Here is a 21,943-nt window from a genome sequence, read left to right as displayed (position 1 = left end):
CTAATAAATTTATACTACATCATTCCATCTCTTAAATTTATAACTTTACCAACATCTAAGTATGGATTTAATTCAGCCCCACTTATTATTAAAGTAATACCTTGTTTATTTAGACTAAAAAGAATTTCAAATATTTCTTTACAATCACTTCTTTCTAAGTACTTACAAGGCTCATCTCCTATAATTATCTTAGCTCCTCCAACTAACGCTCTAGCTATACAAGCCATTTGCTTATCTTTTTTACACAAAGAGTCAATAGATAAATATTTATATTTCTCTATAGAAAACATAGACAAATATTTGAGTATTCTTTCTCTTTTTTCTTCTTTTGAGAATTTTGAATACAAAAGTGGTATTCCAACATTTTCAAATAAATTAAGCTCAGGTATCAACTTAATACTGTTAGATATAAAACCGAATTTTTCATTTCTAAGTCTAGATAATTCAATATCTTTTTTATTTCCTATATCCATATCACAAAAAGTATACTTACCATAATCAAAAGTATCCATACATCCTAAAATGTTTAATAACGTAGTTTTACCAGATCCGCTTCCCCCATATATAAAAACATATTCTCCATAATCTATATCAAAAGAAATATTATATAAAGCTCTATACTCTAAATTTCCATCTTTATAAAACTTTGTTATATTCTTAAGACTCATCATCATTTATTTGACACAACCTTTACCTTTGTCTTGTCAGATAAAGTTTTGGGAGGATTTAAAATCACGCTATCATTTAAAGTTATACCCCCAACAATTTCTATGTAATTATTGGAAACTTTCCCTGGATATATAATATTTTTACAAGCGATATTATTTTTAACTATAAACACATAAGGAGTATTAGATTCATCATATAAAATACACTCTATTGGTATCCTTAAAATATCCATTGTATTATCTAAATTAATTTTCCCATTTAAATCAAAATCAACCTTTAATTTATCATTAGGATTTAATATCTCAATATCAGCAACTAAATAATTATCCCTCATATCTTCATTTATAATATTCAAATAATTGTTAGAATTCACTGCTAAATCACTTATAGCTGTTATTTTCCCGTTATACACACCAATAGGATCGTTTATTACAATTTCTTGCCCAACTTTTACACTTGAAATATTTTGTTGGGGAATTAAAGAGATACCCTTTACATTTTGAAGATCCTGAAGAACAAGTATCACCGATCCTGGTTGAGTATAACTCCCTTCGTTTACTTTTATATCCGTAATAACTCCATTAAAATCAGCTGTTATATCTTTACACATCTCAATTTTATCTGAGATATTCTTCAGACTATTCTCTGCTAAAACTATAGCATTATCTAAAAGCTTTATTTGATCATCTGTAATCTCAGGTATAGTATCCATTTGCCTTTCCAATTCTAATGAAATTTTTCTTAATCCCTCACTCTCTTTTATAAGCTTATCAATTTCTTCACTATAATCAGATATAGTTAAACCATTCTTTGAAGATAATGTTTTTTTATCTTCAAAAGATTCTTCAAGTTCTGCAATAAAGCTCTCATTATCCTCTTGATCTTCCCTTAATCTGTCTATCTCTTCTTGTAAGGCAATCCTCTGTTTTTTAAAATTATCTCTTGTTATTAGCATTTGATTCTTTTGTAATACAGCATTTTCAAGTTGTATCTTCGCTTGGGTATACTGACTCATAATATCATTATTATCAAAAGATAAAAGCTTTTTACCCTTTTCAACATAATCTCCATGTTTCACATATAGTTTTCTGATCCTCAATTGATTCCCATAATATTCCTTATAATTTTGGGACTTTACAATTACCCTTACATCAATTTGATCTTGAACATTGCCAGATTGAACCTTACAAACTTTAACATTAATTTCATTTTTAACTTTTATTCCTTTAACAACTCTCGATGATAAAAACAATACTATAAGGCTTAAGACAATTAATAAAAAAACTACAAATAGACTAGAACTATTTCTTCTTAAAATCATGTATATATCCCCCTAATAAGTGTAGTTATCTACTATAAACACTAACTTATTATTTTCAAATAATTGGTTCATTATACTGTTAATAACCTTATTCATAGTATATTAATAAATTGTTATATTTATTTAATACTGTTATTTTCTCCTATTCAAAATATTTTTATGTAAATACAAAAAGGATGTAATTAATTACATCCTTTTAATTTTAAAGCTTTAATATTACTTAAAACCTGAACAACACTCATTACTTTAACACCATAAGTTTCTTTAAATCCACTAACATACGTTAAGACTCCACAATTAATGGACTCATACCCATCTTGCATTGATCCAACCATTATTAAATCAATCTCCTCATCTGCACCAATATCATCAAATTTTATAATGATTCTTCTCCCATCCATACTTAGGTTATCTTTATTTACATATTTGCCATTTATAAAAATTGCATTATCGTAAATACATACGCCACCTGGTAATACATCCTTAAATAATATCTTACTAGCAGTATTACTTCCCACATTTTTAAGCTTAAAACTAAAAATTATATGCTTCCTATTATATTTACTAAATATAACAGCTTTTTGCGTAAATTCAATATTCCCAAACTCATTAACGGTTAAATCTTTAGTTATTTGTGATAAATCTCCCAAATTTGATATGATTTGAGATAATTTAAATCCATAAGATGTGTCTGCTTTCTCATCTTCACTACACTCTTCACAACCATCTCTCACATCACACAAACTAAATTCCAAACATCTATCACTATTTCTTGCATATATATTTTCAAGTATTCCTACCTTATATATATTTGGGAAAAATTGATTCCCATCTAATACAAATTGATTAATATCACAAGTATACTTTCCACAACTATCTAATATTAAATTGTTAGCAATACTATAAGAATTATCTCCTGAGCTTTTCAAAATAACTTCTAAAAAATATTTTGATATATTAGAACATTTTTCATTGGAATTACTGTAATTTGAGTCCATTAAATTCTCATTGCAATTACAATTTACATCAAAACATATAGCGTATTCATCTGAATTACTATGATCAAAGTTTTCACTTTCTTCAATAATGCCCTGAATCTTACAAAAAGTAAAAGGATCTCCTCCCACTTCAAAAGATGTATCACACGTTTGTGAAGTCTCTTTCACATCATCAATTTTATTATGATCCATAAATCTCATCCTCATAAAAATAATAAAATATTTTATTTTAACTATATGAAAATAAGAATCAAAAAGTTACTCCTTTAAATCATATCTCCCAAACTTAATGAATTGCTTAAAAGTGTGTAAACCTTAGTTGTAAGCGAATTTTCTTCCGCATTAAATAAATTATTAAAAACATAAACTAAAGCTCCTGTGTTTAAAGCCTCTCCACTAAATTCATCTATTAAACACACAACACTAAGCTCAACAGATTCCCCTTCTTTTATGATAGGTAATTTTACAAACAATCTTCTTCCATCTAAATTAACAAATTCTTTATCACACTTCCTTCCATTTAAAAGCACTTCTTTAAATAAAGTTCCTAATGGAAGTATATCCTTAAATAAAATCCTCCTCGCAACTAAAACCGTTTTTCCTGAAACATTTGGATTTAATATATTAAATTTGAAAATGGCGTAATTACATGAATTATCGCGATCTATATTAATATTTTGGGTTATTGTAAGCTCTGGATACATAATACCATCAAAATTTTCCCCATCCGGTTTACCATCTAAGGATATCTGATCAATATCTAAAAGATTATCCATAATTTGAGATAATTTAAATCCATAAGGAGTGTCAGTACATAAAGATCTTTTATTTGTATCTCTTGGAGAAAGCAAGTTACGCATCCCCTCTTGAGGGTTTTTATATAAATTAATTTTCACATATCTATCTTCATTCAAAGAAGATAAGATAAAGGAAAATCCATAAGAATTAAACTCAAGTGGTGCAATTAATGAATTTAAATCCGTCACCCTATAATCATAATAATAATCTCCCCAATTATCTAAAATAAGTCGATTAATTATGCCTTTTGGATTTTCATTAAGAGCTTTGTTAATCAAATAAATTGTATATTTTCTATTATTTTTAGTATTAGAATCTACGTTTTCATTACTTGATAAAACCCTTGGGGTTATCTTTGATCCAGTTTCTATAAAATCATTCATATTAATCTGCTGCCCCTTTGACTAATTAAAAAGTTTTTTTATATTACTAAGATCATTTATAACTAAGGTTCTAGAGCTAGTCGGTGTTGTAGCATCATTAACACCATAATAAGAAACATAACTTAAACACCCAACATTAAAATCACTCATATGACAAGATGAACTTTCTAAACACACTAAAATTAAAGAAATGCTATTGTTTTTATCAATATTTTGAAGCGTTAAAAATAACTCTCTTCCATTTATCGTATAATTATCACTCGATATTCTCATCATTGGAGATCCACTATTTTTAATAAACATTCCCCTATTACACAAAACTAATCCATTAGGTATAATATCCTTAAATAATACCCTCTGAGCACTAAATTCTCCTACATTTTTAATATTAAAATTAAATAAGAAGTACTTACTACCACCTCTTCTTATAGAAAATGCCCTTTGATTGATAATCAAATTAGCCCCAGACTTCATCATATTATTATCTAATGCTGCATCCCCATTTACACCGTTTGTAATATTAAGTGTACTATTATCTCCTACATTATTAGCAATCTGAGATAATTTAAATCCATAAGGAGTATCCATACATTTATTTGAATTAGAAACCTCATTTTTAGATAATTCTAAATCTAGTTCTAAAATTCTATCATCATTAACCGTATTAATATCTACAAATAAACCCTCTATATTAAGTGGGAAAGAATACGATTCACCATCCAAAGTATTTGTTCCCTTAGAATTTAAACTATATAATTTTCCTAAATTATCTAAGATTAATTGATTACTTATGCCAGAAAAATTATATGGAGGATGAACCAACTTAATATTAAACTTAATTTGAGTAATGTTTTCATCCACTCTAAAATCCATAATAGCCTTAAGATCATTTATATCTTTTAATTTATCTTGTTCCATTTTAATAACCTCTTAAAATAAATTTCTAAAATAATTCGTTATCTTATTTGTCTAAAATTTCTTCTACTTTATAATGACCTCCATTTTCCTCTCTAAAATTAGAATTCAAATTATCTCCTGAAATAATTTTCTCAATTTCATATATCGAAAACGGAACCTCACTATTAAAAATCTCTCTATTTCCTTTTTTTGGAATATTGTTATTCATAATTTCACTCTCCAATCTAATTTAAAAAGGTGCCCAAAATAAGAGGCACCTTACATTTCTCATTTTATTAAAATCAATTATAAATTCGTCCCCATATATTAAAAATAAAACTATTAAGTTTTTTATTTTAAGTATATGAGCATAAACTATTAAGTGTTACTAATTATAAATAGTTTCTTAGCTATTGTATCTCCTTAGAATTACTAACAATCTGCTTAATTGTTATGTTGGATGCTTGTGCTCCCGTTCCATCAGGAACCACCTTTGAAACATAACTTATAACCCCAACATTAAATTCATTACAAGATTCATCGTTTAATCTACAAACAATTGTTAAAGTAACAGACTCACCAACAGATATATCAGGAACCCTAACAAATAAACTCTTAGAATTTAATTTTACATCCCTACTATTTGGATAAACTGAATTTATATAAATTCCTGCAAGATTTAAACTAACACTATTAGGTAAAATATCCTTAAATAATACTTTTCTCGCAACTTCACTTCCATTATTTTCTATAGTGAAATTAAATGTTACTGTTTTCTCACCATCATCCTTTACAGAAAATCCCGTTTGAATCAATGAAAGATTTGCATCTCCCTGACCATCTCCATCCTTAAAATTTATTTTTATATCATTTAAATCTGTTCCCAAGTTATTTATAACATCTGATAACTTAAATCCATATGGTGTATCTAAACATTTATAATCTAAACTATAATTATTAATTTCAGTTAAAGTATCTGATAAATTTATTTGGAGCGTTTTATTCCCATTTAAGGCTCTAAGTACCATAAATGTACCTTTAACACCAATTGATAAATTAATAGATTCACCATTAACTAAAGTTTTATCCGCATCATAAACGTAATAAAATCCAGTATTATCTAATACAAGCTCATTTGGTAAATTATATGGTGGCTTGTATAATATAAAATTTAATATAAAGTTTGTATATACCGTAGCTCTATAAAGATTTATCTCATCATAAAGATGCGTTTTACTAATATCATCCACTTCATCTAGTTTATAATTAATATCATTATTTTCCAATTTAAAATCTCCTTTAAATTACTAATTAATTTGTTTTAAATTTCTAATCTTTCAACTAACTTCTATCATTTTACTAACTCCATCTATTATATAAAACATATCACCATTATCTGTACTACCCGTACTCATGATCAAAAAAAGAAGATACTTCCGTATTTAGAAGCATCTTCTCTATATTGATCATATCTTTACTAGTTTTATTGTTAATACCTGCATCCTCATACTTTTCTTAAAAAATAATCATAACTTATAAAATATTTTTTAATTCCAATATATGAAAATAGTTTTAAATCGTTACAAACTTAGTTTTATATCTCATTAAATCCATTACCCGTGACACTCTTTGTTTCAATCGCAGATAAAAATGCATTAGGATCAAAATTTTGTATTCTTCTTCTTAAACTTACATACTGGTTAATATCAAGAACCGTATAAAGTATATTTTGTTTATCTTTTGTATAACATCCTTCAGCCTCTATAGATGTTACACCCCTTTTTATAACATTCAAAATATATTCAGATATTTGATCAGGTGACTTAGTTATTATAAGAACTAGATATTTCTTATTAAATCCAAATATCATTTTATTTACAACCGTAGATGTAACAAACATTGATATTAAAGAATATAATGCTCTTGTTATATCCTTTAATAATAATATGGAAACTATTACAATAATTAAATTAACTGTAAATGTTACGTCTCCAATATTTTTAGCTGGATTTTTCTTCCTTATTATAACGGCCAATATATCTATCCCTCCAGTCGTCGCTCTTACTTTGAACATAAGAGAATATCCAATAGCCGATATAACTCCTCCGATTACCCCGCTTAAAAATACATCATGTATATTAAGTACAGATTTAAGAGGGCTCGTCAAATATAAAAATACAGATAATAAAACAGTTCCAATTATAGAATATATCGTAAACTTCAATGAAACTTTAAAATAACTTAAAACAAATAGAGGAAGATTTAAAATCAAATATAATATACCCGAGTTGATACCAGTTGTATATTCTATAAGCAGTGCTATACCAGTCAATCCTCCACTTACAAGTTTAGCATCAGCTAAAAATAAATTTAATCCTACAGCTATCAAAAGACAAGCAAAACATATGGTACATAATTCAAAAAAAATAATCTTGATCCTCATCAGATTCTCCTACCTTCTAATTTATCATTGTTTATTTTAACACATTTAATTGTTTGATTATTATTAATTTTGTTAATAAAACTTAGAATATTATTTGAAAATAAGTTAATAATACTAAAAAATATATTTTTGTTAGAGGTGATAGATAATGAATGGTTCCCTAAGTTGCTCTGCAAATAATTGTGTTCACTATACAAATAATATGTGTACTGCAAATAAAATTCACGTAAGTGGCTTGAATGCATCAATTACCCCCGATACTCACTGTTCAACATTTCAAGAAAGAAATTTAGAAAACACATTAAACTCTTTATCAAACTTAAATATAAATGGAGAAATCAAACAGTTCTTCACAAATTCAGGTATAGTTATGTATCCAGAAATTGAATGCGATGCAAAAGCATGCAAATTCAATGAATCAGGTATGTGTTCCTCACAAAATGTAAATATCATAGGTAGTGATGCTATGAATTCAAATTTTACCTACTGTAATACTTTTTGCAAATAAAACAACATACATCCAGTGTGTTGTTTTTATTTTTTAGAATAATTCTCAATTTTATAGAAAAACTAAACTAAAAGATAATTATAAAGGAGTACATATTAAATGAAGAGACTTATTCTATCGTTTATAATTGGAGCATACACTCTATGTAGTATAAACCCAGTATACGCTTTAGCTAACAAAAAGAAAATCAAAAATTCTTGTGAAGTTTCAGTTGTTGATGAATCTCAATTAATCAGCGATCAAAAGCATAATATTGAAAATGGTGAGTTATCAGATGATCCTCTTGTCACACTTGAGAACATAAAAAAAATATACTTAAAAATAATTGAAAATTTAAGCTTTAGGAACACACTATGGGAACAATCTTCAAATTTTGTAAAAATATTAAATAGAGATGAAGCTGCAACTCTTTGGGCTAATGGAATAAAAGAAAAAAATGGTACTCTATTATTTGTAATTTCAAATGACAATGTAAAAAACCAGCTTAAAAATTTATTCAAAGACAATCCAGCATGGTTTATTGAACAAAATCAAAATATAATACAATCCTTTACAATATCTAAACCTAAAAAGATCTCCAAAACTCTTTATACTTATGAAATCACATATAAATCACTACATACAGACGGATATAGTCAACTATTAAAACAAAATCTATCAATAGAAAATACAGGAGAATGTTTTAAAATATCTGAATTCTCAGACATTACTCCTAAAAAACAAAAATAAAGCTATGTAGAACATAGCTTTATTTTTTTAATATATACGACTCCCATTCCTTCTCTTTAAAACCAAATAATATAAAATCTTCACCCATATATATAGGCCTTTTAATGAGCATACCCTCTTTTGATAACATATCAGCACATTCTTCTAAAGATAATTCATTTATCTTCTCTTTCAAATTATTTTCCTTAAATATCTTACCATTAACATTAAAGAACTTATTTATATCTGCCTTATATTTTAACACCCAGGATAAAATTTCATCTTTAGTTGGTGTATTTGAAATAAGAGATCTAAATTCAACATCTATATTATTTTTAACAAGCCAATCCTTGGCCTTTCTTACACTTGTTCACTTGGAATAATCTAAAAATAATCCTTTCATTTTTCCACCTCTAACACTCAATTATAAACTAAAAAATAAGAGAAAATCTTCTACTTTAAAGGGTCTACATTTATATTCCCACCAAATACACTATAAGGTATTTTAAACTCAGGTATACCTGCAGAGTACGGTGCTAATTCATATAATTGATAAAATATCACAATATTATCTTTAGTTAAATAATATTGAACATTATCTCCAATACCTTTAAACTCATTTACAAAATAATTATCAGGATTCTCCTCAATAACATTCCTAATTATAGAATCAACTTTATCTTTGTATACTTTCTTTCCTTCTTCATTAAAAAGATCTCCAAATTTTAAAACATTCCCAGTTTTTAAATCAAAATTAAAGTCCCTTCTATATGTCATAGGGTGAGCTCCACCAGTAAATTGTATTAAATTAAGTCTAATAGATAAAATATTATCTATAATTTCATATTCAAAATCAGACATTCCTCTAAATTCAGAGGAAATAGAATTATCCACCAACTCTTTAGGAGTCGATGAAATAAACTCTTTATATATGTCCTCTATATACTGTTTAAACTCCAAGACCTGAGCCCTTAGGGATCCGTTTATTTTATCTTTTACAATATTATCTCCATACTCAACTTCTGGGTACTTTAAATCAAAACTCATTCCGTCGGAGCTTTCTTTAATTTCTAAAGACTTTACACTAATATTACCATTATTAGGCTTTATAGCCCTAACCATATACTCTGAATAACTTAATACCAAAAATAACAATATACTTCCTATAATAATGACCATATTTATTTTAAAGCTCTTGTTTATCAATTATCTCTCCTCCTTTTAAAAAACCTTCTAAAACTTAAAATAACAATTTATATAACTCCTATATTTAAAAATGTATATCTATTTTTGACTACTATTAATTATAATAAACAAAATCTTTAATATTTATTTATCTTTTTCATCATTATTAAATAGTATAAAAAACACTTTTACATAGAAAAATAAATCTTAATAATGAAATTATACTAAAATTTTCAAATATCTGCTAATTAAACTTACAATAGAGGATACTTTTATGAATGATCTTATTAATTTAAATAAATATAATCTAAAATATAAAATTTTAAAAGATCTTTATACATTCTTGAGTCAAAGTATATACATCAAAAATATAAATTTTAATAATTTAAATAATATATCATCATTTGAAAAATGTAAATGCTTAATAATTTCTAAAAATATATCTATATACTTAAAAAATAATAAAATATCTAAAATAAATAATTCCATATTATTTAAAATAATAAGTGAAAATATAACTAACAAAAATAATATTAAAATATATAAAAGAAATATAGAACTTATAAAGATCTATACAATTCTTTTTACCGAAAAGAGTTGTTCTCACTTATCGTTTTATTTATTTAATAATTCTAAACTTTCAATGATAAATGAAAACATAGAATGTTTAAGTGTTATTGTTGAAAAAAATTCAAGATACTCTATTATTTTAAATGAACATTTAAATATTTTTATAAAGAAAAACATCAAATACAAAAAAGGGGAATTATTCCTCTGCAAAAACAAAAAACGCTTTTCACTTAACTTAAAATCTAAAATTTATTTAACAGTATTTTCAATTATAGTTACATATTTTATGATATTTAATATACCAAACAACTATATCATTATGGAAATGAACTTAACAATGCATATGAAGATGAATCACAATGGCTATATTTTATCTTATAGACCTAAAACAAAATCAGCTCGCACAATGATCAAACAAAATAAACAAATAATGAAAAAAATAGATCACTCCATACCATCATTTATAAATTATGGCATGGAAAATAACATATTGAAACCAGGTCAAGATGTAAAAATTTACATAATAGGTCCACCCCTAAATAAAAAATCTTTTAATAAACTAAGGGAAGCTCTAAAAGATATACCTTTAAATATCATTATAAATAACTCCGGAAATTTGGTAAAAATAAATAGTACTTAATAATCTTCTATGATAAAATGAACTTAATATTTTTTAAGGAGTTTAAATGTGAATAAAATTTCGAATCAAGAAAAGCTAAGAATTAATAAATTTTTATCTAAGTACGGATATTGTTCGAGAAGAGTAGCTGATGATCTTATTAGAAAAAATAAAGTTTTTATAAATGATTCTATAGCAACGCTTGGATCACTCGTTAACTACTCTGACAAAATATACATAAAAGAGAACTCATCACTCAAAGAAATTAAAAATCAAGTTGATTTCATATACTTAGCTTTAAACAAACCACTCGGTATAACCTCAACAACTTGTAAAAAAGACAAATCAAACATAATAGATTTTATAAATTACCCTAAAAGAATTTTCCCAATAGGTAGACTAGATAAAAATTCTCATGGGTTAATACTACTTACAAATAATGGAGATATTGTAAATAAAATATTAAGATCAGAAAATAACCATGAAAAAGAATATTTAGTTCGTGTAAATAAGGAAATAACTCCTGACTTCATCTCAAAGATGAAATCCGGGGTAAAAATATTAAATCAAATTACCAAACCATGCAAAATATGGAAAATAGATAATTTTTCCTTTAAGATAATACTAACTCAAGGTCTTAATAGACAAATTAGACGTATGTGTGAAACACTTGATTATAAAGTTTCATATTTAAAAAGAACTCGTATTTTAAATATAAAGTTAGGTAATTTAAAAGTTGGAAAGTATAGGCACTTAACTTATGATGAACTCAATGAACTATTTCAATTAATAGGAATTTAAGGAGAATTAAATTTTGAGAATAGGAATTGGATATGATGTACATAAATTAGATTATAATCGTGATCTTATTTTAGGAGGGGTTAAAATACCCCATGAAAAAGGTCTTGTAGCCCATTCTGATGGAGATTGTTTAATACACGCTATAATAGACTCAATACTAGGAGCATGTGGACTTTACGACATAGGAACATACTTCCCAGATACAAGCGATAACTTTAAAGATATAAGTTCTTTAAAATTGCTCGAAAAAACTCGCGAACTTATGGAAAATGAAAAATATGAAATTTCAAATATAGATAGTATAATAATTTGCCAAAAGCCTAAAATTAATCCTTATATAAATATAATGAGGGAAACACTCTGTAATGTTCTTAGGATAGATATTTCACAAATAACAATCAAAGCAACTACAGAAGAAAAATTAGGTTTTACAGGAAAAGAGAAAGGGATCGCTTGCCAAGCTGTATGCCTTTTACACAAAATAAAAAAGGGTCAATAATTTTGACCCTTTTCATTTAAAATATTCCATAAATAATTCACTAATATAATGGTGATCAATAACCCCTGAAGTTTCTCTACAAGAGTGCATAGCAAACATCGGATTACCTAAATCAACACCTTTTATAGATAAATACTTAGTAATTATTGGACCTAGAGTTGATCCCCCTTGTATATCTGATCTATTATAATATACCTGATACGGTATTCTTATCTTATTACATAAGGATTTTATATAAGATGAACTCTCTCCTGTTGTCACATAACTCCTATTTGAATTACTCTTTATAGCTATTCCTTTATTTATAACACACCTATTATTTTCATCAAACTTCTCAGAATAACTTGAATTATACGCATGGGCCATGTCTGCAGAAATTATAAAACTATTATTAAGCGATATAAGCTTATCCTCAGTTGTAATATTCATTAATTCATATAATCTATCTAATATATTTAATAATGTATTAGAATAAGCACCTTCACTCATAGAACTTCCTATCTCTTCACCATCAAACATACAAATAAATTTATTTGCATGATCACACGAATTCATAAACGCATATAAACTTGATTCACTCATCGCTAAATCATCTATTCTTTTACTTTGTATAAATTCCTTATTAAAACCAATTATACTAGCCTTTTGAGTATCGTATAAATATAAATCAAAATCTAGCACATCATCTTTAGATACACCTAAATATGATGATATCATTCCTTTTAAAGATGCATCGCTACACAAAGAATTAGTAAGAACTATAGGAAGTATATGAGTTTGCCTATTCAAAGAAAATCCCGAATTAATCTCCCTATTTAAATGAATCGGACAATTAGGTATAAATGCTATATCATCCTCAAAATCTATTAAAACCTCACTAAATTTATAATTCTCACTCTTTATAAAAACCCTACCTGCAATAGATAAACCCCTATCAAGCCAAGTATTTAATATAGCACCTCCGTAAACTTCGACATTTAGATATAAAATACCATCTCTATTTAAAATATCGCTCCCGGTCTTTATCTTAAGGGAAGGCGAATCTAAATGAGATAATATAAACTTAATTCCATCTTTTATTCTTTCTTTATTTAATGAAAAAGCAAATACAGATGAATTGTTAAACTTCACAAATCCCTTACCCTCAAAACACCAACTATCCTTATATAAAAGTTCCTTAAATCCCCTATCTAATAATTTATCACATATATTTTCAGTAGCATGATAAACACTAACACCCTTATCTAAAAATTTACATAAATCAATTGACCTCTCTATAATTTTATTTTTCATAATCTTTTCCTCTCAAAACAACTATAAATCATTACAAGCTATAACATCCAAAAACTTATTGTTTATATCCTTACTGAGTATTCTTAAAAATTCTCTACATCCATTATAATTTAAATTAGATGGTGAAGAAAAATAATTATCATCAAATTCTAAATCAAAATAATCAAATACATATAATTTATCATTCAAGTTTTTATTTAAAATCATATAAAATTCTTTCTGAAGAGTTTTGTTTACATATGTTCTATATAATTTATGTACAGGTGGCACTATAAAAAATACATCTATCCCATTATCTTTTAACATCTTAAGAGTTTGATTTATTATATTTTTATTCATCTTAAATGCTATAATATTGGCTTCTTTATAATTAATGGTTTCTATTTGAGTTTCATATTGAATCTTTCCATCTTCATGGCAAGATATATTAAAATTATCACCAAATACAACATCATCTAAATTAAATCTCTTAAATATCTTGCTTACATTACTTTTAAAATTCTTACAACAAAAAGATGAAAAAGTATTTCTCACACTTACATCTTTATGTACAGAAAATATATCTTCAAACATCTTCATAAAACCATACTTATCATCCTTTAGATCTATATTTTCATAAATCATAGAGTAATTTGTAAAAATTCCTATCCTAGTATACTTACTTATCTTGTTACTCTTTATCAAATAATATAATAAATGATAATCATAATGTGCATCCGAAAAAATGCTGGATATATTTATGTAATCATTAAAATATTCACAAATAAATTCATCTTTTATATAATTTCTTCCCATAAACATGATATCAAAATTTAAACTTTTTTCCTCTTTACAATAAGAAAGTTTATCTCTAATCTCACTAATTATAGAATCATAAAAAAAGAACGATACATCAAGTATACACTCTGGATTAATATTAAATTCCCTTATTTTATCATAAATAATATTATATCTCCTACTATTTACCAAAATATAGTCAAAACCAATTTTAGATAAAATATCATGTAAATCGTTTAAATCGTAAACCTTTATACCATTTATATAATCATCAAAGTAATTCTTATCACCTTTTAAATATCCAACAATATCTACATCATCTTTTAAAAATTTCTCTATGTTTAATATCTCATTTGCCTCATCAAATATAATAAGTTTAATCATTTTTTCTCCTTAAAAGATAATTTTACAACCTTATTTTATTATTTGGATATATAGCAAAATTATTCATTTAAACATCCAATCTAGTTAAATCATCTAAACTTTCTCTTCTAGTTTTGAGCACAACTTTATTATTATGAAAAAATATAATAGGTGCTCTGGTTATCTTATTATAATTACTACTCATGGAATGACAATACGCACCAGTTGAAAAAATAGCTAAAATATCTCCGCTATCAGGAGTTTGTATAAGAGTATCCTTTATTAAAATATCTCCGGATTCACAGCATTTACCACTTATTCTCGCTCTATAATTTCTACTCTCTGAAGCCTTATTTGCAATAATGCACTCATAATCCGCATTATATAGAGCTGTCCTTATATTATCTGCCATTCCTCCATCTACCGATACATAATTTCTTATTTTTTCAATCTCCTTTATAACTCCAACTTTATATATTGTCGTTCCAGCGTTTCCAACTATGCTTCTACCTGGTTCTATATAAACCTTTGGTAAACTTAAGCTAAACTTATTAGAATTATAATGAACCCTATCTAAAATAATTTTTATATTATCTTCGATATCCATAGGTGAATCATCTTTTGTATAATAAATACCAAATCCTCCACCTAAATTTACCTCTTTTAATTCAAATCCATATTCCTTAACTTCGTTCATTAAACCAAATATTTCATCCACTTCATTTATATATGCATCCTTTGAAAATATCTGAGATCCTATATGACAATGAAACCCAACTATCTCTAAATTTTCATTATCTTTATACTCGTTTAATAAGTCTGATATCATATATTTATCCTTATATATACCAAATTTTGAATCTATACAAGCTGTCTTTATATACTCATGTGTGTGTGCATCTATCCCCGGATTTATCCTCAAAAATACCTTACTTTTTTTATTTAGCTCCCTCGAGATAGTACAAATTCTTATAAGCTCCTGTACCGAATCACAAACAAATCTTCCAACTCCAAAATCAATTCCCATCCTAATTTCATTATCACTCTTATTATTACCATGAAAAATAACACTTTTCATATCAAAACCACACTTAAATGCTATGTAAAGTTCACCCTCAGATACAACATCTAAACCTATTTTCTCATCTTTCAATATGTTAACCATATGAGTGTTTAAAAAAGTTTTTCCTGCATAAACAACTACATTATTTTCTCCCATAGATTTTTTAAATCTACTTATATTCTCTCGAATCAAATTTTCATCCATTATATAACAAGGAGTTCCAAACTCATTTGCTATATCAGAAATTCTTATGTCTCCAATACATAAATCATTTTCTACTATATTTAAAGAACCATGTAACTTCACTTATTACACCAACCTCATAAATTAAACTCTTTCGCCACAAAATCGATTGCTTTAAGTTTATCCTTCTTGTTTATTGCACATGTTATTCTGATTTCTGACGTCGTTATCATTTTTATTTCTATGTCGTTTTCACTAAATATTTTAAACAACTTTGCCGCAACACCAGATGTTGATCTCATGCCAATACCAACAACAGAAAATTTACAAATACTCTCATCTATAGTTATATCATCTTCTAATACATACTTACTTAAAACTTCCTTACATTCAAATAAATCCTCAAGAGGAATTGTAAATGATAAATTTATACTAGAATTGATTGGAGTTGTTTGGCTTATCATATCAACATTTATATTTTTCTTGCCAACATCATTAAAAATAGATGAAATCAAATTAATATCATTTTTCATATTCTTTATACTCAATGCAATATCTTCATCACTTGTTGCAATTCCTATTATAGGCTTACTTTCCATATCTATATTTTTAACCTCCATTATATAAGTTCCATTCATATCTCCCAAACTTTTTCCTACATAAATCTTAATTTTATACTTTTGTGCAAGTTCAATACTTCTTGAATGCATTACCTGAGCTCCAAGGCTAGACAATTCTAAAATCTCTTCATAATCTATCTCTGGAATTTTCTTTGCATCTTTATAATTCCTCGGATCAACACTATATATTCCATCAACATCTGTATAAATTTCACAATCACATTTTAATTTCACAGCAAGTGCCACAGCAGTAGTATCTGATCCACCACGTCCAAGAGTTGTTACATCTCCTTTGTCATTTATACCTTGAAACCCTGCTATAATAACTATCTTACCTTGATTTAAATATTCAAGTATCTTTTCATGATTAATATCTTCAATTAATGACTTACCATGAACCCCTAAGGTCTTCAATTGTATTTGAAATGAATTCAAACTTATAGCATCATATCCAAAAGAATTTATAGCCATACTTAAAAGAGAACTAGAAACTACCTCACCAGTTGAAAGTAATGAATCCAGCTCTCTTTTATTCGGATTATCACAAACCTCTTTTGCCATAGAAAGTAAATTATCTGTAGTATCTCCCATAGCAGAAACAACAGCAACAACCTTATTTCCCTGTTCTACACGTCTTATTATACTCTCTGCTATATTTTTAATTTTATCAATCGTACTTACGGAACTTCCTCCATACTTTTGTACAACTATAGACACACAATACACTCCTTAAAATAACATCTTCTGAAATATTTTTAATTTAATGTTATATGTTTCTAACAATATTAGTCAATAATTTTTTGTTTAAACATCAACTATATAATGTTATACTTTAATACAAATAAAATTTTAGGAAGGTCTAATATGTTAAACTTCTTATCCAAAAAATTTATAAGAAATCATCAAAATGTTAAGGATCCAAAAGTCCGCTCCTCTTATGGTCTTTTGTGCAGTTATATAAGCATAGTTTTAAATTTAATTTTATTTTTAATAAAAGTGTTCATAGGAGTAGTATTAAAAAGTATTTCAATAACAGCTGACGCATTTAACAACCTATCTGATTCTGCATCATCCATAATAAACCTAATAGCATTTAAATTTTCTATGAAACCAGCTGATAAAGAACATCCTCAAGGCCACGGTAGATATGAATACATAGCATCTCTTATAGTTTCATTCCTCATAATATTCATTGGAATTAGTTTCATCAAATCATCCATAGAAAAGATAATGAGCAAAGAAAATACAAATTTTAGCATAATTCTATTTGTAATCCTAATAATATCCATTTTTATAAAAATATGGATTGGTATAATAAACCTTAAAGTATCTAAAAAAATAAACTCAAAATCTCTTAAGGCAACTTCAGTTGATGCATTTTACGATGCCTTAACAACTACGATTTTAAGTGCGTCACTTTTATTATCAAATTTTATAAAAATATCATTAGATGGATATGCGGGAGTTATTATATCCTTATTTATAATTTATTCTGGAATTGGACTTATAAAAGAGACTATGAGTTCTCTTCTTGGAGAAGCTCCTAGTGATGAGATAGTTAAAGAATTGAAAGAGAAAATATTGAGCTATAAAAACATTTTGGGGCTACATGATCTTGTCGTTCATAATTATGGCCCAAACAAAACTCTTGCATCTATACATGTAGAAGTACCCTCCAACTTAAATTTAATAGATGTACACTCACTAATAGATAGAATAGAAAAAGATATTGAAAATACTATGATGATACATCTGGTTATACATATAGATCCGATAGACATTCATAATAAAGAATCACTCGAAATATATAATACAATTAGGTCACTTATTAAGGAAAATATAAATGAAATAAGCGATATTATAGATTTTAGAGTAGTAAATAAAAACGGAAAGAATACTATTTTCTTTGAGATTAAACTAAAAAAAGAATTTTACGATAAAATAAACTTTGATATCATAGATGAATGTACAAAAATTGTCCTAAGTAAATATAACAACTTCGATTGCAAAATATTTAAAAATAATACATTTAATTAAGGTGTTTAAAACACCTTATTTTTTTTATTTACTATTATAATATTATAAGTAATTTTAAAAGGAGCATTTATCTTGACATTCTATCTAAAAAGATTATTTTTAAATGAATTAAACAGCAATTATGAAAAAAATATATATTTAAAATCACAAAACAACTACATCAGTAATAAGTCTCTAAATATAATTTCTAATAGATTATACAATATTAAAACAACTCAATTATATCTATATGACAAATTCATAAATGATCATATCTGCAAAATTATTCTTCCTGATTTAAATATCTCGATAAATACTTCGAATGATCTTAGTAAAGACACTCATTTAATAGAACTAGATTCATTTGTTAACTATAAAAAAAATGATTGCATAATAAAAATAAAAGAAGATATAGAATATGTTCTATCACATAATCTAAAAGAATGGATAAATAAAATATATACCCTATTTAAATTAATATCTAAAGAACTCTCAAAATACCTAAACACAAATAAACTATACAATTTTAAAGATAATTTGTTAAATAATATATTTAACGATATTCCCCATAAAGATAATCTTAATAACTCAGAGTTTTTAATCTCATCTGTTGGAATAAATGGTTTTAAATCGTTTTCAAGTCAATTACATTCCTATGAAAACAAACTATTTATACTAAATGATTATTTTTCTATATTTAAAGATATTTTAATAAACGAAATATTAAATGAATCAATTAATTTAAATTTGTATTATGAAATCTATAAAAATTCTATAAATAAATCAATAGATCATATAAGAATTCCAACTTTAAACCTTTGCATAATCTCAAATAATATATTGTTTAATGATAAAATTCCAGGAATACAAATATATGATAAAGAATTTCTCATAGATTTTGAAAATAAAGAACTATCAATTATGAAAAAAGAGCTTAACAACTATCTTAAAGAATTTAATTTAATATGTACAGAATTGAAAAATAAGCATTTAATATTAAATAAATATTTTGAAGACTGTATTATTAAAGATAAGTTCATTAATTTAATAGATAATACAATAAAAAATGTAATACTTTAAGGTATTACATTTTTTATTTTTATATGAATTGCTTTATGCATAGCTCTAGTTAACATTATATATAAAATATTATCTTCAAATCCAGAATCAATAACCAAAACAGAATCAAATTCAAGTCCCTTTGATAAGTATACTGTCATTAAAAATATTCCATTATCACTATAAACGTGATCCTCATTATTAATTACTTTAATATAAAAATTGGATCTTATCATATTGTATACCTTATCTATCATACTTTGGTTTAAAACAATTATTCCTATATTTGTCTCATCTTGTAATCTTAAATTATTTATGGATTCAATTAATAATCTTCTCAAATCATCATAATCACATTCATAATATAAAACATCTTCACCATTTCTTATAGAGTTAACACAAATATCATTATCTATATATTTCAAAGAATAATCAATTATATTTTTAGTTGATCTATACGAATCAAGTATTGTAAAATCTTCTTTATTTTCAAGTACACGTGTGCTATAAATAAAATTTTCTTCAAATTTTATAATACTTTGATTTAAATCACCAACTACTAAATAAGAAGACGCCTCTGTACACAGTTTTATAACTTCATAAAACATATAAGAAAAATCTTGCCCCTCATCTATAACAACAAGCTTATATTCCCGATCTTTTTTAGGCTTATAAAACTTAATATCAATATACTTTATTAATACTAAATCTCCAAAATCTAAATCGCCTAGATCTTTTGAAAAATAATCTTCATAAAATTCCCTATATAATTCATAAGATGACTCTAATTTTAAATAATGTAGCGATGATTTTAAATCACTGCTCTCTCTTACTACGTCATATATTTCATTTTTCATCAACATATCATAGTAATTCTCCATATCAGGATGTACCTTCATGCTCTCATACTTATTTTTGATTTTAAAAACAAAACTATTTCTAACTTTATTTATTCTATCAAATATTCTCTTTCTTATTAAATCTATTCTAACACTTATAGCACGACTCTTAAATGATTTGTAAAATAATCTATTTAATTCCTCATAATCTATAATAAGTTCCTCTCTAAAATAAATATCTCCTCCAAGATTTATATTTTCCTCAACATCTAAAATAAACTTATCCAGTTCACATTTTACCTTGGAACTACCCTTAAATTTAAATTCATCTAAATATTCTTTATCATTAAGTATCTTCTCCATATGTAATTCATAAGAATTAAAATTTAAATCTCCCCCCGTACTCAAATAAATAAAATCCTCACTGGTATAACTATGTACTCCTCCGTATTCTCCAAGAGATGGAAGAACAGATGATATATATTCCATAAAAATCTTATTTGGACATAATATAAGAACCCTATCTTTAAAATAATTTCTAAAATTATAAAGTAAATACGCTATTCTATGGAGTGCTATAGATGTCTTTCCACTTCCTGCCACTCCATTTATTATAATTGATTTTCTCCTATCTTCCCTTATTATCTTATCCTGATTGATCTGAATAGTTTGAACGATAGTTTTTAATTTATTTGAAGATTTTAAAGATAACATCTCCTTTAAAAACTCATCTTTAACATCTATCTCTGAATCAAACATGGAAATTATTTTCCCATCTCTAATCAAAAATTGTATTCTCTCATTTAAAGAAACACAAATATCTTCACCAGATGGTATTGTATAACTAAGACTTCCAATTTTACCCTGATAAAATAAGGAAGCTATAGGTGCTCTCCAATCGATTATGAGAGGAACTTCAAGTCCAACATCAAACCCATATGATCCTATATAGAATTTCTCTTCCTTACCATCCTCGCTTATAACAATCTTTCCAAAATAAGGGGTTTTTTTTAAATAAAGAATCTCTTTAATTTTTCTTTCAACTACCATAAAAATTTGTTCATTCTTATAATTTTCATGATCAAAATAATCTATTATTTTATCATCATCATCTCTATATTCTTCTATAAATTTCTTCCGATACTCAACGATAGAATCAGAAATATCTCGTCTATTTTCTATATACTCAGCCAATTTGTCATTTAAATAAACAAGCACATTATCTAAATATTCCTTTTCAATTTTATAATTTAATTTTACATCCATACCCCATTATCCTTCTTAAAAAAATAAAGTCGCTCTTTCAATTATACCTTCTAACGGTATATTTT

22 protein-coding genes are annotated in these 21,943 nt (G+C 25.9%); 7 read left to right on the top strand and 15 right to left on the bottom strand.

Features of this window, described 5'->3' with window-relative positions; genetic code table 11:
* Positions 1 to 14: 14 nt before the first annotated feature.
* The 8 genes from SFBM_RS00925 to SFBM_RS00895 all read right to left on the bottom strand — a co-directional run bounded on the left by SFBM_RS00925 (position 15) and on the right by SFBM_RS00895 (position 7,509).
* Entirely contained in the window at positions 15 to 674 is a 660-nt protein-coding gene (locus tag SFBM_RS00925) for an ABC transporter ATP-binding protein (RefSeq protein WP_014017815.1), read from the bottom strand.
* On the bottom strand, positions 671 to 1,990 hold the full coding sequence (locus tag SFBM_RS00920; RefSeq protein WP_005807414.1) for an efflux RND transporter periplasmic adaptor subunit: 1,320 nt from the start codon (positions 1,988 to 1,990) through the stop codon (positions 671 to 673). The genes SFBM_RS00925 and SFBM_RS00920 overlap by 4 nt, the downstream gene beginning before the upstream one ends.
* Positions 1,991 to 2,172: 182 nt before the next feature.
* Positions 2,173 to 3,180: a hypothetical protein gene (locus tag SFBM_RS00915; protein ID WP_007441791.1), complete on the bottom strand. Its 1,008-nt coding sequence runs from the start codon at positions 3,178 to 3,180 to the stop codon at positions 2,173 to 2,175.
* Between the two features lie 74 nt (positions 3,181 to 3,254).
* Positions 3,255 to 4,169 (bottom strand): hypothetical protein, encoded by a 915-nt coding sequence (locus SFBM_RS00910; protein WP_005807417.1) that lies wholly within the window; start codon positions 4,167 to 4,169, stop codon positions 3,255 to 3,257.
* Positions 4,170 to 4,190: 21 nt separating this feature from the next.
* Positions 4,191 to 5,087 carry a hypothetical protein gene (locus tag SFBM_RS00905; RefSeq protein WP_005807420.1) on the bottom strand — a complete coding sequence of 299 codons (897 nt, stop codon included), beginning with the start codon at positions 5,085 to 5,087 and terminating at the stop codon, positions 4,191 to 4,193.
* Positions 5,088 to 5,130: 43 nt separating this feature from the next.
* The gene (locus SFBM_RS08025; RefSeq protein ID WP_005807422.1) at positions 5,131 to 5,295 is read right to left on the bottom strand and encodes a hypothetical protein; all 165 of its coding nucleotides are present in this window, start codon (positions 5,293 to 5,295) and stop codon (positions 5,131 to 5,133) included.
* A gap of 181 nt (positions 5,296 to 5,476) precedes the next feature.
* Positions 5,477 to 6,352, bottom strand: coding sequence for a DUF11 domain-containing protein (locus SFBM_RS00900; protein ID WP_005807423.1), 876 nt, complete (start codon positions 6,350 to 6,352; stop codon positions 5,477 to 5,479).
* 308 nt (positions 6,353 to 6,660) lie between these two features.
* Entirely contained in the window at positions 6,661 to 7,509 is an 849-nt protein-coding gene (locus tag SFBM_RS00895; RefSeq protein WP_005807426.1) for a YitT family protein, read from the bottom strand.
* A 148-nt stretch (positions 7,510 to 7,657) separates the two neighbouring features.
* Here SFBM_RS00895 and SFBM_RS00890 point away from each other — a divergent pair, with 148 nt between their 5' ends.
* Together SFBM_RS00890 and SFBM_RS00885 are read left to right on the top strand one after the other, a co-directional pair.
* The gene (locus SFBM_RS00890; RefSeq protein ID WP_005807428.1) at positions 7,658 to 8,017 is read left to right on the top strand and encodes a DUF1540 domain-containing protein; all 360 of its coding nucleotides are present in this window, start codon (positions 7,658 to 7,660) and stop codon (positions 8,015 to 8,017) included.
* 99 nt (positions 8,018 to 8,116) lie between these two features.
* A complete protein-coding gene (locus SFBM_RS00885) occupies positions 8,117 to 8,746 on the top strand; it encodes a hypothetical protein (RefSeq protein ID WP_005807431.1) in 630 nt (209 codons plus the stop codon).
* 19 nt (positions 8,747 to 8,765) lie between these two features.
* On the opposite strand, the gene SFBM_RS00880 is transcribed toward SFBM_RS00885, so the two are convergent.
* Positions 8,766 to 9,053 (bottom strand): ArsC/Spx/MgsR family protein, encoded by a 288-nt coding sequence (locus SFBM_RS00880; protein WP_081467327.1) that lies wholly within the window; start codon positions 9,051 to 9,053, stop codon positions 8,766 to 8,768.
* Between the two features lie 125 nt (positions 9,054 to 9,178).
* On the bottom strand, positions 9,179 to 9,931 hold the full coding sequence (locus SFBM_RS00875; protein ID WP_005807435.1) for a DUF3298 and DUF4163 domain-containing protein: 753 nt from the start codon (positions 9,929 to 9,931) through the stop codon (positions 9,179 to 9,181).
* Between the two features lie 253 nt (positions 9,932 to 10,184).
* On the opposite strand from SFBM_RS00875, the gene SFBM_RS00870 reads away from it, so the two are divergent.
* From SFBM_RS00870 to ispF, 3 genes are read left to right on the top strand one after another with little or no spacing between them, the layout of a single operon-like run.
* Positions 10,185 to 11,120 carry a hypothetical protein gene (locus SFBM_RS00870; RefSeq protein ID WP_005807437.1) on the top strand — a complete coding sequence of 312 codons (936 nt, stop codon included), beginning with the start codon at positions 10,185 to 10,187 and terminating at the stop codon, positions 11,118 to 11,120.
* Positions 11,121 to 11,168: 48 nt separating this feature from the next.
* On the top strand, positions 11,169 to 11,900 hold the full coding sequence (locus tag SFBM_RS00865) for a pseudouridine synthase (protein WP_005807438.1): 732 nt from the start codon (positions 11,169 to 11,171) through the stop codon (positions 11,898 to 11,900).
* 13 nt (positions 11,901 to 11,913) lie between these two features.
* Positions 11,914 to 12,399, top strand: coding sequence for a 2-C-methyl-D-erythritol 2,4-cyclodiphosphate synthase (gene ispF / locus SFBM_RS00860; protein ID WP_014017814.1), 486 nt, complete (start codon positions 11,914 to 11,916; stop codon positions 12,397 to 12,399).
* A gap of 12 nt (positions 12,400 to 12,411) precedes the next feature.
* On the opposite strand, the gene SFBM_RS00855 is transcribed toward ispF, so the two are convergent.
* The 4 genes from SFBM_RS00855 to SFBM_RS00840 all read right to left on the bottom strand — a co-directional run bounded on the left by SFBM_RS00855 (position 12,412) and on the right by SFBM_RS00840 (position 17,415).
* Positions 12,412 to 13,692: a M18 family aminopeptidase gene (locus SFBM_RS00855; RefSeq protein WP_005807442.1), complete on the bottom strand. Its 1,281-nt coding sequence runs from the start codon at positions 13,690 to 13,692 to the stop codon at positions 12,412 to 12,414.
* Positions 13,693 to 13,713: 21 nt separating this feature from the next.
* Positions 13,714 to 14,853: a hypothetical protein gene (locus tag SFBM_RS00850; RefSeq protein WP_005807444.1), complete on the bottom strand. Its 1,140-nt coding sequence runs from the start codon at positions 14,851 to 14,853 to the stop codon at positions 13,714 to 13,716.
* A 67-nt stretch (positions 14,854 to 14,920) separates the two neighbouring features.
* Positions 14,921 to 16,201: a diaminopimelate decarboxylase gene (gene lysA, locus SFBM_RS00845; RefSeq protein ID WP_005807445.1), complete on the bottom strand. Its 1,281-nt coding sequence runs from the start codon at positions 16,199 to 16,201 to the stop codon at positions 14,921 to 14,923.
* 14 nt (positions 16,202 to 16,215) lie between these two features.
* Complete coding sequence (locus SFBM_RS00840) at positions 16,216 to 17,415, bottom strand: aspartate kinase (protein ID WP_005807447.1); 1,200 nt, start codon at positions 17,413 to 17,415, stop codon at positions 16,216 to 16,218.
* Positions 17,416 to 17,562: 147 nt separating this feature from the next.
* On the opposite strand from SFBM_RS00840, the gene SFBM_RS00835 reads away from it, so the two are divergent.
* Positions 17,563 to 18,735: a cation diffusion facilitator family transporter gene (locus tag SFBM_RS00835; protein WP_007439695.1), complete on the top strand. Its 1,173-nt coding sequence runs from the start codon at positions 17,563 to 17,565 to the stop codon at positions 18,733 to 18,735.
* Between the two features lie 72 nt (positions 18,736 to 18,807).
* Positions 18,808 to 19,794: a hypothetical protein gene (locus SFBM_RS00830; RefSeq protein WP_014017813.1), complete on the top strand. Its 987-nt coding sequence runs from the start codon at positions 18,808 to 18,810 to the stop codon at positions 19,792 to 19,794.
* On the opposite strand, the gene SFBM_RS00825 is transcribed toward SFBM_RS00830, so the two are convergent.
* Positions 19,791 to 21,878 carry a HelD family protein gene (locus SFBM_RS00825; RefSeq protein WP_014017812.1) on the bottom strand — a complete coding sequence of 696 codons (2,088 nt, stop codon included), beginning with the start codon at positions 21,876 to 21,878 and terminating at the stop codon, positions 19,791 to 19,793. The genes SFBM_RS00830 and SFBM_RS00825 overlap by 4 nt on opposite strands.
* Between the last annotated feature and the right edge of the window lie 65 nt (positions 21,879 to 21,943).

It is taken from the genome of Candidatus Arthromitus sp. SFB-mouse-Japan (genome assembly GCF_000270205.1).
Lineage (GTDB): Bacteria > Bacillota > Clostridia > Clostridiales > Clostridiaceae > Dwaynesavagella.
This window is presented reverse-complemented; position numbering and strand designations above follow the sequence as displayed.